14 protein-coding genes are annotated in these 14184 nt (G+C 40.6%); 12 read left to right on the plus strand and 2 right to left on the minus strand.

What is annotated here, in order from left to right:
- Nucleotides 1-377 precede the first annotated feature (377 nt).
- The 11 genes from hisB (at nt 378) to ACEPSS_RS02395 (ending at nt 9961) form a co-directional block, all read left to right on the plus strand.
- Nucleotides 378-962 carry an imidazoleglycerol-phosphate dehydratase HisB gene (hisB, locus tag ACEPSS_RS02345; protein ID WP_395319827.1) on the plus strand — a complete coding sequence of 195 codons (585 nt, stop codon included), beginning with the start codon at nt 378-380 and terminating at the stop codon, nt 960-962.
- Nucleotides 962-1615, plus strand: coding sequence for an imidazole glycerol phosphate synthase subunit HisH (gene hisH, locus ACEPSS_RS02350; protein WP_395319829.1), 654 nt, complete (start codon nt 962-964; stop codon nt 1613-1615). The genes hisB and hisH overlap by 1 nt, the downstream gene beginning before the upstream one ends.
- Entirely contained in the window at nt 1596-2309 is a 714-nt protein-coding gene (gene hisA / locus ACEPSS_RS02355; RefSeq protein ID WP_395319831.1) for a 1-(5-phosphoribosyl)-5-[(5-phosphoribosylamino)methylideneamino]imidazole-4-carboxamide isomerase, read from the plus strand. Before hisH ends, hisA begins: the two co-directional genes overlap by 20 nt.
- 2 nt (nt 2310-2311) lie before the next feature.
- Nucleotides 2312-3073: an imidazole glycerol phosphate synthase subunit HisF gene (hisF, locus tag ACEPSS_RS02360; protein ID WP_395319833.1), complete on the plus strand. Its 762-nt coding sequence runs from the start codon at nt 2312-2314 to the stop codon at nt 3071-3073.
- Nucleotides 3070-3387 (plus strand): phosphoribosyl-AMP cyclohydrolase, encoded by a 318-nt coding sequence (hisI, locus tag ACEPSS_RS02365; protein ID WP_395319835.1) that lies wholly within the window; start codon nt 3070-3072, stop codon nt 3385-3387. Before hisF ends, hisI begins: the two co-directional genes overlap by 4 nt.
- Before the next feature lie 14 nt (nt 3388-3401).
- Nucleotides 3402-3728, plus strand: a complete 327-nt coding sequence (hisE, locus tag ACEPSS_RS02370) for a phosphoribosyl-ATP diphosphatase (RefSeq protein ID WP_395319837.1) — start codon at nt 3402-3404, stop codon at nt 3726-3728.
- 12 nt (nt 3729-3740) lie between these two features.
- The gene (hisC, locus tag ACEPSS_RS02375; RefSeq protein WP_395319839.1) at nt 3741-4814 is read left to right on the plus strand and encodes a histidinol-phosphate transaminase; all 1074 of its coding nucleotides are present in this window, start codon (nt 3741-3743) and stop codon (nt 4812-4814) included.
- Nucleotides 4807-5664: a histidinol-phosphatase HisJ gene (hisJ, locus tag ACEPSS_RS02380; protein ID WP_395319841.1), complete on the plus strand. Its 858-nt coding sequence runs from the start codon at nt 4807-4809 to the stop codon at nt 5662-5664. The genes hisC and hisJ overlap by 8 nt, the downstream gene beginning before the upstream one ends.
- Nucleotides 5661-7256, plus strand: a complete 1596-nt coding sequence (gene hisG, locus ACEPSS_RS02385; protein WP_395319843.1) for an ATP phosphoribosyltransferase — start codon at nt 5661-5663, stop codon at nt 7254-7256. The genes hisJ and hisG overlap by 4 nt, the downstream gene beginning before the upstream one ends.
- Nucleotides 7256-8545 carry a histidinol dehydrogenase gene (gene hisD / locus ACEPSS_RS02390; RefSeq protein ID WP_395320458.1) on the plus strand — a complete coding sequence of 430 codons (1290 nt, stop codon included), beginning with the start codon at nt 7256-7258 and terminating at the stop codon, nt 8543-8545. The genes hisG and hisD overlap by 1 nt, the downstream gene beginning before the upstream one ends.
- Before the next feature lie 132 nt (nt 8546-8677).
- Nucleotides 8678-9961: a cation:dicarboxylate symporter family transporter gene (locus tag ACEPSS_RS02395; protein WP_395320460.1), complete on the plus strand. Its 1284-nt coding sequence runs from the start codon at nt 8678-8680 to the stop codon at nt 9959-9961.
- 34 nt (nt 9962-9995) lie between these two features.
- Here ACEPSS_RS02395 and ACEPSS_RS02400 read toward each other — a convergent pair whose 3' ends face one another.
- Entirely contained in the window at nt 9996-11549 is a 1554-nt protein-coding gene (locus ACEPSS_RS02400; RefSeq protein WP_395319845.1) for a bifunctional metallophosphatase/5'-nucleotidase, read from the minus strand.
- Nucleotides 11533-12759, minus strand: coding sequence for an MFS transporter (locus ACEPSS_RS02405; RefSeq protein WP_395319847.1), 1227 nt, complete (start codon nt 12757-12759; stop codon nt 11533-11535). The genes ACEPSS_RS02400 and ACEPSS_RS02405 overlap by 17 nt, the downstream gene beginning before the upstream one ends.
- 486 nt (nt 12760-13245) lie before the next feature.
- Between ACEPSS_RS02405 and ACEPSS_RS02410 the strand changes: the two genes are divergently transcribed.
- The gene (locus ACEPSS_RS02410) at nt 13246-13998 is read left to right on the plus strand and encodes a sulfite exporter TauE/SafE family protein (protein ID WP_395319849.1); all 753 of its coding nucleotides are present in this window, start codon (nt 13246-13248) and stop codon (nt 13996-13998) included.
- Nucleotides 13999-14184 lie beyond the last annotated feature (186 nt).

Below are 14184 nucleotides of genomic sequence, written 5' to 3' on the forward strand. Positions count from 1 at the left end.
TAAAGTTCTATTTTAAATTTAAATAATCATTTTATATAAAGTAATGTTAAGATTTTGCTTGACAATTTTTAAAATCCTTGTATTATAAGATTAATCAAATAATGAAATTTACCAAGGTAGGACTAGTAGTTAGATCAGAATCATACAGGGAGTGCTTAAGCTAACGCATTGAGATGAGCGCAGATTCTACTAACGAATCACACCTACTAGTAAATCCGGTTACCCACCGATATTCGGGTCGCCTATAACTTAGGTGATTGAGCAGTTAGGCGTAAGTCTAACTGGAAACAAGGTGGGAACACGGTTGAACGTCCTTGAAAACTATATTAATAGTTTTCAGGGGCGTTTTTTTATTGGCTTAATTAGGAGGAAGAAAAATGAGAACGGCACAACTTACACGTAATACTGCTGAAACACAGATTTCAGTAGCAATTAATCTAGATCAACAAACGGGGATTGAGATTGATACTGGAATTGGATTTCTAGATCATATGTTAACGCTTTTTGCGAAACATGGGCGTTTTGGGCTACAAATTAAAGCCAATGGTGATTTAGAAGTCGATGCTCACCATACCACTGAAGATATTGGAATTTTGTTGGGAGAAGTTTTCAAACAGGCGCTGGGTGATAAACAACAAATTGAACGATATGGATTTCAATTGATACCAATGGATGAATGTTTAAGTCGAGCCGTGGTTGATTTATCCGGGCGGTCGTATCTAGTTTTCAAAGCAGAATTACAGAATCCTAAGTTAGGTGATTTAGAAACGGAAACGATTGAAGATTTTTGGCAAGGATTTGCTGATAATTTACAAGCTAACGTGCATATTGAAGTCTTATATGGTCGCAACACTCATCACAAAATTGAAAGTATTTATAAGGCCATGGGTCGCGCAATGCGAATGGCTATTACTAAAAATGCTGCTATCAAAGGCGTTAATTCAACTAAGGGGGTACTTTAATGATTAAGCCAATTAAAATTGCCGTGGTTGATTATGGCGCTGGTAATACAACTAATGTTTTAAAAGCGTTAAACAAAATCGGTATTTCTGGATTTCTGACTAGTAGTGCAACTGAAATTGCAGCAGCCAATGGAATTATTATCCCGGGAGTAGGCGCCTTTCCACAAGCAATGAAGCAATTAAAAAAACGACAATTAGTTTCCGTTTTACAGAAGCGGGCTCATGCCGGGATTCCCATTTTAGGAATTTGCTTAGGGATGCAACTACTGTTTGAAAAATCATTTGAGTTTCAAGAAACTCCAGGATTGCAACTTATTCCAGGACAAGTAATTCAGCTACCCCGTAACCAAGTTTTGAAAGCTACGCACATGGGGTGGAACCAAAATCAGGTTTGCCAAACTAATCAACTAACAAACCAGCTTGATCAGCAGTATACATACTTTGCCCATTCATATTATGTACAGTCACCATCACATTATGTTACGGCCGTCACTAATCAAGGAATCGAGATTCCGAGTGTGGTTGCTAACCAAAATGTTTATGGAACGCAATTCCATCCAGAACGGTCTGGTTCCGTTGGTTTTCAAATTTTACAAAATTTTATTCAAATAGTTCAAGAAGGGAGCACCCCAAATGTTATTACCAGCAATTGATCTAATTGACGGACAATCGGTTCGTTTACAAAAAGGGGACTTTGCTAAAAAAACCATTATTCAAAGTGATCCGCAAAAACAGGTTCAAGCCATTCAAGCCGCTGGACTTACTGCTTTGCACTTAATTGATCTAAATGGTGCACAACGAGGAGCACCCCTTAACCAAGCGGTCATCCAGTCAATTCGGCAAAACTTCACGGGATTTATTGAAGTGGGCGGGGGAATTAGAACACAAGAGCAAGTCGAAAAATATTTTGCCATGGGAATTGACCGAGTAATTTTGGGATCCGTTGCCTTGAGTAATCCCCAATTAGTTGCTGACTTAGCCCGCCAATATGGTCAGCAAATTGTAATTGCAATCGAAGGAAAAGCGGGAAAAATTGCGGTTAACGGCTGGCAGTCGCAATCCGAAATCAGTTTTTCACAACTAATGAAAGCGATGATTGAACTAGGCATTGCTAATTTTATTGTGACGGATGTTAACTGCGATGGCATGTTAATGGGACCAAACTTAACCTTATTAAGGGATTTACGTAATCAATTTCCAAACGTTAATTTAATTGCTAGTGGAGGAATTACCAGCCCCACTGATTTAGCAAAAATTCAAGCACTCGGAATTCAAGATATCGTGATTGGGAAAGCATTGGCGACAGGACAAATAACTTTATCTGATTTAAAAGAATTGAGGCGATAGGAATGCTCACAAAACGAATTATTCCGGCACTTGATATCAAAGATGGCCAAGTAGTCAAAGGAACCCAATTTAAGAACTTGCAGACGATTGGAGATCCCGTGGAAATTGGCAAACGTTATCAAGCCGCTGGCGCTGACGAATTAGTCTTTTTAGATATTACGGCGACAAAGGACAGTCACAAAACGGTATTAGAAACTTTAGCATCAGTTTCTCAGGAAATTTTCATTCCATTAACGGCCGGGGGTGGCATTAGAAGTTTAACCGATATTGATGAAGTGATGCATGCAGGGGTCGATAAAGTTTTTATTAATTCCGCCGCAATCACAAATCCTGAATTAATTACTGCTGGAGCTGACAAATACGGCAAGCAAGCGATTGTTGGCGCAATTGACGCGAAGTGGGATGAAGCATTCCAATTTTATCGTGTTTATCGTAAAGGAGGAATTGAGCCCACGAACTTAAATGCGGCGACCTGGGCGCAAACATTAACAAAGCTCGGAGCAGGAGAACTCTTAGTCACTAGCATGGATGCGGATGGCACGAAAAAGGGCTATGATCTCAAACTATACCAGGAATTGGCGCAACAAGTTGATGTTCCCATTATTGCTAGCGGCGGGGCTGGGAGTGTCCAAGATCTTGTGGAAGTTTTACAACCAGGAAAAGCTGACGCAGCGTTAGTTGCCTCGCTTTTTCACTACCAGCAACTTTCAATTACAGAAGTGAAGGAAGCGTTAAGTGAGCAAGGGCTGGTGATTCGTCAATGAAACCTAATTTTGCTAAATCGCAACCAGACCAAATCTTACCAGCCATCGTGATTGACGCAGAAACCAAAGCCGTTTTAATGCTCGCTTACATGAATCAGGTGAGTTATCGCAAAACTTTATCAACAAAAGAGACCTGGTTTTGGTCACGGTCACGACAAGAATTGTGGCATAAAGGTGCAACCAGTGGAAACTATCAGCGAGTTGTTTCAATCAAATTAGATTGCGATGCCGATACAATTTTAATTAGCGTCAATCCAGTGGGACCAGCTTGTCATACCGGGCAGCAAAGTTGTTTTTTCAATCAAGTATTTTAAGGGAGGAAACCGAAATGGAAAACAATCAGCAACAAACCTTTGAAGCCTTATATCAACAATTAAATGCCAAAAAAGCCAATCCACAACCGGATTCATATACAAATTATTTATATACCAAGGGTTTGGATAAAATTTTAAAGAAAGTCGGCGAAGAGAGTACGGAAGTAATTGTCGCTGCAAAAAATAATCGCGAAGAGTTAATTTACGAAACGGCGGATTTGATTTTTCACTTGTTTGTTTTATTAAACCAAAATGGAGTCTCATTAACTGAAATTAAAACTGAATTAGGGCGACGGGAAGGACAAAAGTCGCGCATTCACGAACGCCAAGACTGGCGGTAAGGAGGACTTGTTATGAAAGCAAATTTAGCCCAACTGACTAACTATCAAGGAGAACTGCCGATTGCAGCTCTAAAAAAACAATTTAAGTTAAACCAATTAGTGCGCTTATCGGCTAATGAATCAAGTTTTGGCCCATCACCGCAAGTAGTACAAGCTTTACAAGCAACTGATTTTTCCCAATTAAACCGTTATCCCGATGGCTCAGCGACCGCCTTACGAACTGAAATTGCTAAGTTAGAGGGAATTAATCCCCAACAAATTGTCTTTGGGACTGGGGCCGATGAATTGATTGAATTAATTTGTCGCGTCACGCTAACCAATCAGGGAAATATGGTACAAGTTAGTCCTACTTTTGGGGAATATGGCATTCAAGCCCAAATTGAAGGAACGGAGCTTCGCGAAATTCCCGTTAACGAGAACACGGGGAAGGTCGAGTTTGCCAAATTAAAAGCCGCTATTGACGAACGAACCGAATTGATTTGGCTAGCTAATCCTAATAATCCCACGGGAGTTTTTGAAGATCCACAAGCAATCCAAACTTTTTTGCGTGATTTGCCTAGCCAAACGGTGTTGGTATTAGACGAAGCTTACATTGAATTTGTTAACGAAGCTGCTCCAAGTGTGATTAAATTAGTCGCACAATTTCCGAATCTAGTAGTCTTACGAACATTGTCGAAAGCCTATGGGTTAGCTAATTTGCGCATTGGTTATGGGGTGGCGAGCGGAAAAATGTTGAATGCCCTTCAATCCATTCGTCTGCCCTATAACTTGAGTAATTTTCAAATTGCAGGCGGAAAAGCCGCCCTCACTGATCAAGCTTATGTTCACAAGGTGGTTCAAGTTGTCCAACAAGAACGGCAACAATGGGAAGCATTTTTGCAACGGCATCTTTTTACTTTTTATCCGTCAGCGGCTAATTTCATGTTCGTGAAAGTCCAGAATGCCCAACGAGTAGGCGATTACTTATTACAAAATGGTTATCAGGTTAAGTATCCAGTCCAACGGGATTGGTTACGAATTACGATTGGCAAGCCGGCGGATAATCAAGCAGTGAGAAATTTATTATTGGAGGCCACCAATGCTTAAAAAAGACGGACACACGCATACTAAATTTTCGCATCACGGCACCGATGAAGCTTTACCAGCTTACCTGCAGCAAGCTCTTGAGTTAGGATTTCAAACCTACGTGGTAACGGAACACTTTCCGTTTCCCGCTCGCTTTTTACAAACATCTGTATTACCTAAGAAAGTTTTAGCAAGTTCAGCCATGCATGCCGATGAATTAGCGACTTATCAGCACACGGTTACAGCCTGTAAACAAGCCTTTAAGCATCAAATTCAAGTTCAGCAGGGCTTTGAAATTGATTATTTAGCTGATTACGAAGCCGAAATTTGGGACCAACTACAACCTTGTTTGCCCTGGATTGAAGAAGTAGTGATTTCGGTCCACTTTTTAAAAAACCAGCAGGGTGAATTTGTCCCAATTGATTATTCTCCGGAAATTTTGGCGACGGAAATGCCAGAAATAAAGCAAGATCAGCAAAGTTTTTTCCAACAATACTTTGCTACGATTAGACAGAGTTTGCGGTTTGCCACTCAATTTCCGCAAGCTGTCACAGTGCGCGTGGGACATTTAACCTTAATTCACAAGTATCAAAAATACTTCAAGTTTCCAGCTTTTAATGAACAAACGAACAATGAATTACACCAAACGCTCCAATTAATCAAACAGCTCGGTTTTGAAGTCGATTTAAACACGGCCGGACTGCGCAAAGAATTTAACGGTGAGCCGTACCCCAATTTGACAATTATTCGGCAATGCCAAAACTTGCAGATTCCTTTGGTCTTTGGCTCAGATGCCCACCAATCGGCGGATGTCGGGTTTGCTTATAATCAGTTTTCTCAATATTTATCACTAAAGGAGGAAGGAAAGTGAACAAATCATTAGCCACTGGTTCCCGTGATGAACTAGGGCAGCGTCAAATAAAAAAACAACAGCTTATCAATCAGATTTATCAATATTTGAATGAACAGGATTATTTGCCAATCAAGACTCCCCTTATTGAACGACGCTCGACGTTTGCGGAATTCAATGCGACCAAAATGTTTCATTTACAGGGTCAATATGATGAAGAACTAGTCATTCGGCCTGATTTAACGCTTCCAATTGCTCGCTTTTTAGCCACGAATCGGGTTCAAGCCAACCAAACCAATTTTTACTACGTGGGCGACGTAGTACGAAAAACGAAGTATCTTTCGGGAAAATACAACCAGCGGACTCAAGCTGGAATTGAATTAATTGGAAAGGCGGGGGTAAAGCCAGAGCTGCAAGCAATTCAAACGATGTTAGAGATTTGTCAGCTGGTGGGCGTTTCCGACCTTAAATTAGTTTTGGGGAATGCCAAGTTTATTGATTGCTTATTAGAACAAGAAACCTTGACTACCCAAGAGCGCCAAACTTTGAAATGCGCCATTATTAACAAAAATATGTCGATTTTCAATCAATTAAAACCCAAATTGAAAAATTTACCAGCTGCTTTACAAGAATGGCCCTTGGTAAGTGAAGTTGAAAGTCAGGATTTAGTGAAGCAGTTACAACAGCTTCCCGCCGTTCACCAGATTTGTAGTGAATTATTAATGGTGATGCAAGCATTGAAAAAAGCTTTTCCGGACGTCACTGTGACCGTTGATTTTGCTTCCGTAACCTCCCAAAGTTACTATACTGGTTTGATGTTTAGTGGCTTAATTACTAATTTAGGAGAACGCTTATTTAGTGGTGGTCGTTACGACCAGTTAATCAAAAATGTCCAAAATGAAACTCTCCCAGCAGTTGGAGCCGAGATTGAAGTTGATGAACTGGTAGAAATGCAGCCAGCCGTAAATGCGGAAAAGCCGAAGCCACTGGTGTTCGTCCTAGCGAAAGGACGAGTGGAAGCGGATGTCCGCCAATTACTTCGTCAAGCCGGCGTTAATAATGAAGAACTTAATCATCCAGGCCGCAAATTGATTTTTACCAGTCCTGATCAGCGTTATCAATTTATTTTGGTAAAACCCACGGACGTAATTAAGTATTTAGATTCTGGAGTGGGTGATGTAGGCATTGTAGGTTCCGATACGATGGCGGAACAAGAACAACAACACTATGATGCGCTTGATTTACAAACCGGGAAGGCCGAATTTGTGTTAGCTGCTCCGGATGGCTTTGCATTAAACGCGTACGGTCGAAAACGCATTGCGACTAAATATCCCAGAGTAGCCACAAATTATTTTGCCCACCGTGGTGAGGACGTTGAACTGGTCAAACTAGAGGGATCGGTAGAATTAGGACCCTTAACTGGGTTAGCCGATGCCATCATTGATATCAAACAATCGGGGAATACCTTAAAAGAAAATCATTTGCGCCAATATGAAACTTTGGGAACGGTTAGCACCCATTTACTAGTGCGACCAGAATCGTTTTTCAAATTTGAAAGTGAAATTAAGCAATTAATTAGAAACTTACTACAAGTGATGGAGGAAGAACAATGATTAAAATTGTGCAAGGAACGACAGCAGCTAGTCTACGCGCCGCAATGACAGATACAAAGCAAGCAGCTGCCACTGATGATGAGTTAATTACCAAACAAGTCCGCGAAATTATCCAACAAGTTCAGCAACGGGGTGATCAAGCATTGCGAGATTATACGGCTCAGTTTGATCAATTGAATTTGCCGACTTTCGAAATTAGTGCTGCTGAAATTAACGAGGCTGTTGACCAACTTGATCCAGCAGTTTTGCAGGCCCTACAAAAGGCGACCGCTAACATTCGTTCGTTTCACGAGTTAGAAAAACAAACTTCCTTTGTCGATGAATCCATTCCCGGAGTTAAACGGGGCATCAAAGTCACGCCACTCGCTTCCGTGGGAATTTATGTTCCTGGGGGCACTGCTGCCTATCCTTCATCAGTTTTAATGAATGCGATTCCGGCTAAAATTGCGGGAGTTTCAAACGTGGTGATGGTGACTCCACCGCAAAAATCAGGCTTAAATCCAGCCATTCTGGCAGCCGCTAAATTAGCGGGGGTTGATAAAATTTATCAAATTGGGGGACCACAAGCGATTGCTGCCTTAGCATATGGAACCGAAACGATTCCGGCCGTTGATAAAATTACAGGGCCCGGAAATGCTTATGTGGCTAACGCGAAAAAACAAGTTTTTGGGCAAGTTGCCATTGATATGATTGCTGGTCCCTCTGAAATTGGGATTTTAGCGGATCAAACCGCTAATCCGGCTCAAGTTGCTGCGGATTTACTTTCCCAAGCCGAACACGATGTGAAGGCACGGACGATTTTAATTACTGATTCAGCCAAACTAGCTGAACAAGTTGCCGACCAAATTCAGAAACAATTACAAAAATTACCAAGAAAACAAATTGCCCAAGCTGCTATTGAAAATAATGGGGTAATTTACGTTGTCGCCAATCCTGACCAAATGATTAAATTAATGAATGAATATGCCCCTGAACACTTGGAAGTCCAGTTGGCCAATCCCGACCAGTACTTAGCGCAAATCCAAAATGCCGGTTCCGTTTTTCTCGGAAGTTATGCTTCCGAACCCTTGGGCGATTATTTAGCGGGGCCTAATCACATTTTGCCAACTGGTGGAACGGCCCGTTTTAGTTCAGCTCTAGGTGTATGGGACTTTCAAAAACACATTCAATACTTGGAATATGACAAAAAAGCCTTGCTGGCCGATGCGGATGCGGTCATTACGTTAGCTGAAGTAGAAGGTCTAAGTGGTCACGCCCAAGCAATTCGGATTAGAAAGGAACCAAGCTAACGTAGTGTTCGGAACGCGATTAGGCAAACCGGTTTTTAACATTTTTCGTCCGTTTTTTCATGTAAATTACCTTTGAGAAGCCATTGTTAATGGTGTATACTCGAACTAATTACATAAAAGGATGGGAACATGATGAAAAAGAAATTTAAATTCACGTTAGGTTGGCAGATTGTGGCTGGTTTAGTCCTAGGAATTATTTTAGGCTTAGTCTTTTACCACAATAAAGCTGCCATTACAGCGATGCAAAGTATCGGAACCATGTTTATTGGTTTAATTCAAATGATTGTGCTACCAATCGTGGTTTCTTGTTTGACAGTTGGAATTGCTAGCATGGGTGATATTAAAAAAGTTGGGCGAATTGGTGGGAAAACCCTCCTCTACTTTGAAATCATGACGACGATTGCGATTATCCTTGGGTTAGTGGTCGCCAATATTTTTCATCCCGGCACGTTTATTGATATCCATCAAATGCATTCTTCCATGGATATTAGTTCTTACGTTTCCACGGCTAAACATTCACAGGATGCTTCGCTTTGGTCAACGTTAATTGCTTTAATTCCAACCAATATCTTTGGTGCCCTTTCCAAAGGTGATATGATGCCAGTCATTGTCTTCTCCGTTTTCTTTGGTTTAGGAACGGCTGCCATTGGGGAAAAGGGGCAAATCATTGTCGACTTCTTAGACTCCGTTTCACAAGTCATGTTTAAAATCACTAACTGGGTCATGCACCTTGCGCCCATCGGTGTCTGTGCTTTAATTGGATTGACTTTAGCTGAATTAGGGGTGAAAGTCTTACTTCCCCTTAGTTACTTTGTCCTTCTAGTCTACGCAACGATGATTTTCTTTGTTTTCGTAGTCATGGGAATTGTTGCAAAAATTTGTCACTTTAGTCTTTTAAACTTATTGTTGGTGATGAAAAACGAAATTGTCCTATCTTTCTCAACGGCTAGTTCGGAAGCAGTAATGCCAAAAATGATGGAAAATATGGACAAGTTTGGGGTTAGTCCTTCCATTGTTTCGTTTGTAATTCCGACTGGATATACCTTTAACTTAGATGGTTCCGCCATCTATCAATCAATTGCGGCGATTTTCTTAGCACAAGCTTATGGAATTCACCTTTCAGTTGGGCAACAAATTACCTTAGTGGTGGTCTTAATGATTACTTCAAAAGGAATGGCCGGAGTTCCGGGAGCATCCTTTGTGGTCCTTTTGGCAACGGTTTCGACGATTGGAGTTCCAATGGCTGGGTTAACCTTTATTGCTGGAATTGATCGATTCGTTGATATGGCCAGAACGGTGGTTAACGTAGTTGGTAATTCACTTGCGACCGTGGTTATTGGAACGTCAGAACACGAGTTTAATCACGACAAAGCGGCGGCGTACGTGAAAGAACTTAAAGCGAAAAAAACTGCATAAGAAAAATGAGTTAGCTGAATTCTCAGCTAGCTCATTATTTTTTTATCGTTAAATTATGGGGTTGGACTGCTTGATAGGGATCATGCTGTTTGAGATATTCAATCGTCAAATTTTGAATGCTATCGCTAGTTTGTTTAATTAGCTTATCATTACCAAACATTGAGTATTCACCACCACCGATGCCGCGGTAGTTATTCATTGCAACCAACAAACTTTGCTCATCAGTCACTGGTTTGTCATGATAGTTTAGCTTTGTCACCCGTTGGCCCACTGGTTTGGTCAAATCAAATTCATAATCAATGCCACTGTAAAAATCATAATTGAACATTTGTAAATTAGGTTTGGTGAATTCTTCACTAATCTCAATTTCACCATTTTTCAAAGTGAAGAAACTAGCACAGCGCTCTAAAGCTGACCGTAAGTCTTTTCCAGTGACCTTTTCTAAAAAGGCCAGATTAGGATAAGGGTAGTTATTAATAATCTCCCGCATTGAAACGTTGCGACCATAGCCATTTAAATCATCATTGAAGAGGGCGGTACTTGCAATGTCAGTACCTAGGGCCTCCATTTGAACTTGGTTAATTAGTTCCAAATAAGGATGGCCATGTAAACGAGCATCCATCGGACTGGTGATGCGCATATCAGCCCCAGTCACGGTTCCCATGGGTTGATCAAGCCAATCTTGAACAGTTGCTTCTAATTCGGGATTTGGAACTAAATCTTGATCAATTTCAATTGGAGCAGTGTTAATTAACTGACTGTTACTTGATATAACGTGATTATCATCATCAAGTTGTAACGTAATTTCGCCAACGTTAGTACCATGTAAACCGGGTTGCGTCAGTGGAACACCGTTGATCTTAGTAGCTAATTCACGATGCTGATGGCCGGTTACCAGGGCATCAATTCCGGGAACTTCGTTTAATAAACGTGCCCCTTCATTTTCGACGGTATATTTTTCCGTCGGTTCACCAGTCTCCGGATCAGCTTCAATCCCGCCATGATAACTAACAATTACCACATCAGCTTGTTTACGAAGTTCGGGGACGAGTTTTTTCGCCACCGGTAAAATTGAGTTAAAGGTCAAACCAGGGATATTTTTGGCGAGTTCCCAGTTGGGAATAAAAGCGGTCGTTAAACCAAGAATGGCAATTTTAACGCCCTTTTTTTCAATAATCGTATACGGTTGATCGGAAATTCCCGCTGCAATTGCTCCATCAATGTTAGCTGTTAAAATGGGATAATTACGTTCTGCTTCACTATTTTTAATGTAAGCAAAACCATAGTTAAACTCATGATTACCAAGGATGCCAGAATCATAGCCAATCTTGCGCGTAATGGAACTTAAAAAATCCTGATGATCAGCATGATCGGCGAGATAACTAGTCAGTGGTGAACCCTGGATTAAGTCACCATTTTCAATGGCAACGACGATTTCATCACTTTTAGCAGTTGCTTTCGTTTTTTTAATGTAACTCCCAGCTTTTAAAAGGCCCAACTCGGTTCGATTATTCCGACTACTAAAGTCGGTCGGATAAACAAAACCGTGGACGTCACTGGTTGATAAAATTTTAATTGTCTTCGACATAACGTGGGTGATCCTTCTTCAATTGTTTAATTGACATCATAACGACAAAACTGATTAAGTAACAGATACTCATAAAGATTACCACAGTTGTGACCGTTGAGACATCCATAATGTATCCAACGAGTACAGGTGAGAAAGTTCCAATCGTTTTGGCAACTGACATAATCGTATTGTTAGCCGTGGCTCGATCTTTACTTGGGTAAAGGTTACTGACAATGGCACCGTAACCGCTGTACATTCCATCCGTTAAGAAACCAACAATTGCCCCAGCAATCACAAATTCAACGGGATTGGTTGCCATAATTAAGAAGAAAACTGAGATAGCAGAACCAACTAAGAAAATTCCGTAGGCAAGCCGGCTCCCGTATTTATCTTGAAGGTAACCAAACACGGACATTCCTAAAGCCATTCCAATGATGGTAAAGACCATCCAAAGTGATGATTTAGCAACGTTAACGTGCATTCGTTCTTGGGCAATCGTGGGAAGCCAGTTCATCATGGTGTTGTAGCCAGCAATGTGAATTAAGAACATAATTACGATTCTGATTGATAAAAAGGCTTCAGCAGGAGTTGCAAATAATGACCAAACGTCACCTAATTTAACTTTTTCTCCATTTTTTTCGGCAATTTTGTTTTCGGTAAAATCTTCACTTTCCGGAAGGCGGAAACGAATGTAAGCAGCTAAAATAACGGGAATAATTCCGATGAAGAAGAGAATATGCCAATCAGGCAAGATTAAAGCGGCTAACAAGGAAGCAATGATTGCCCCAATTTGACCGGCGACTCCCGCAGCAGAGGAAATTCGTCCCATGTACTTCTTTTGGAAAGCTTCACTAAGCATGGTTAACGCAATTCCGTATTCACCACTAGTTCCTAATCCAATAATAACCCGGAAGAGCAGGAGCAGTGGGAAGGAATTAGTGAATCCCATGCCGGCCGTTCCAATGGCATAAATGAAAATTGACCAACTCAAGGTTTTAACCCGGCCAAATTTGTCAGCTAAAATCCCAAATCCAACGCCACCGACTAAGGACCCCACGGCGGTGATAGAAGGGATTAGACCACCTTCAGCCTTGGAAATATGTAAGGTTGCAATGATTGATGCTAAGGCGAGACCCATGAAAGCGGAATCCATTCTTTCAAGGACGAAACTTAGTCCAGTTGAAAGGGAAACTCCTTTTTGGTACTTCGTAAATTTCGAAAAATGCATGAAAACGACCTCCAAATAAAAAAGTGATTTTGTAATGGCCGGTTCAGGTCACACAAAATCACTCTGAGGGTTTGTATAGTTTGGGGACAATTCTCGGGGTAAGCTTGTGGTTTCTCTGAACCAGTTAAAGCTAATTTCTTTAAGATTTATAATAACACTCTGAGAATAAATTTCAATTTTTATTTAGGAAAAAGTTAAGATTTACTAATTGACCTAGCTAAGTTAATCAAAGATTGGTCAAAAAAAGACCAAAAAAAATAACCGTCTTAACTTTGTGCAGCTAACGGTTACTATCAATTAATACTGCCACCGTCTTAAACGGTATCTCTAAGGCTAGGCATGTTCCCGCAGGTCTAGCTTTTTTACATATTTATTATATCATCATCCGTTAATTTTGTGATGGTTTTTTCCTTGAAAGACTTTAATTTGCCAGAACGACTTTGAAAGTTGATAATGATAGTGATTAATTAAGGAAGGTCTGATGAAATGTTTACGGTAACCAATATCATTATTTTAGTCGTAACCAGCATTATCGCGGGAACGATGAATGGAATTGTCGGAATGGCAACCCTTGCGTTGTATCCAGCCATGCTTTACGTCGGAATTTCACCGATTACAGCCAACGTGACGATTACCGTTGGGTTATTGTTTAGTGACACGAGTGCTGTTTTGTCGTCACGGCAAGAACTAAAGAAAAACGTTCCGGAATGGGTAAAAATTTCCGCGATTACAGCCGTCGGGTCCATCTTTGGTTCCATTATTTTACTATTTACGTCTGCCGATACGTTTAAAAAAGTAGTTCCCATCATTATTTTGTTTTCGGGAATCTTGATGGCCTTACCGAAGAAACATCCGTCAGCGACGGAAGTGAAACGTGGTACTCAAGTCATGGCAATTGCGGCGTTAATGGCCGTCGGGGTTTATGAAGGGTACTTTGGTGCTGGAACGGGAGTACTGTTGAATGCAGTTTTATCAAGGATTACCACGGCTCCGTATGCCGAATACAATGCCACTCGCAATATGGCAGCATTATGTGCTGATATTTTATCAGTCATCATTTTCATTTTCACATTGCCAATTGATTGGATTGTGGTTCCCATTATTGCTGTGGGGTTGTTTGCAGGTGGTTATCTTGGTCCAATTGTGGTTCGTTTTATTCCTTCCAAAGTTATGCAATATACGATTAGTTGCTTTGCGATTATCGTAGCACTTTACTTGGGATATCAAGCGTTTATGTAAATCTTTAAAATGTTAATCACATTGAATCGTGATTAGCATTTTTTATTTAGCAAAAATTATTAATTGTTTTTGGCTTTATTGAAATCACTTATTAAAAATATAATCAAAGTAAAAACCAATTATGAGTAATGAAAACAAACATAATACTTGATAATTTGTTTTAAAATCCATACAAAAATGTTATCA

This window comes from Fructilactobacillus frigidiflavus (genome assembly GCF_044054575.1).
Classification (GTDB): Bacteria; Bacillota; Bacilli; order Lactobacillales; family Lactobacillaceae; genus Fructilactobacillus; species Fructilactobacillus frigidiflavus.

Bases quoted from the DNA above. Each gene is read 5' to 3' on its own strand.
- hisB (WP_395319827.1), top strand. From the start codon at position 378: ATGAGAACGGCACAACTTACACGTAATACTGCTGAAACACAGATTTCA.
- hisH (WP_395319829.1), top strand. From the start codon at position 962: ATGATTAAGCCAATTAAAATTGCCGTGGTTGATTATGGCGCTGGTAAT.
- hisA (WP_395319831.1), top strand. From the start codon at position 1,596: ATGTTATTACCAGCAATTGATCTAATTGACGGACAATCGGTTCGTTTA.
- hisF (WP_395319833.1), top strand. From the start codon at position 2,312: ATGCTCACAAAACGAATTATTCCGGCACTTGATATCAAAGATGGCCAA.
- hisI (WP_395319835.1), top strand. From the start codon at position 3,070: ATGAAACCTAATTTTGCTAAATCGCAACCAGACCAAATCTTACCAGCC.
- hisE (WP_395319837.1), top strand. From the start codon at position 3,402: ATGGAAAACAATCAGCAACAAACCTTTGAAGCCTTATATCAACAATTA.
- hisC (WP_395319839.1), top strand. From the start codon at position 3,741: ATGAAAGCAAATTTAGCCCAACTGACTAACTATCAAGGAGAACTGCCG.
- hisJ (WP_395319841.1), top strand. From the start codon at position 4,807: ATGCTTAAAAAAGACGGACACACGCATACTAAATTTTCGCATCACGGC.
- ACEPSS_RS02395 (WP_395320460.1), top strand. From the start codon at position 8,678: ATGAAAAAGAAATTTAAATTCACGTTAGGTTGGCAGATTGTGGCTGGT.
- ACEPSS_RS02400 (WP_395319845.1), bottom strand. From the start codon at position 11,549: ATGTCGAAGACAATTAAAATTTTATCAACCAGTGACGTCCACGGTTTT.
- ACEPSS_RS02405 (WP_395319847.1), bottom strand. From the start codon at position 12,759: ATGCATTTTTCGAAATTTACGAAGTACCAAAAAGGAGTTTCCCTTTCA.
- ACEPSS_RS02410 (WP_395319849.1), top strand. From the start codon at position 13,246: ATGTTTACGGTAACCAATATCATTATTTTAGTCGTAACCAGCATTATC.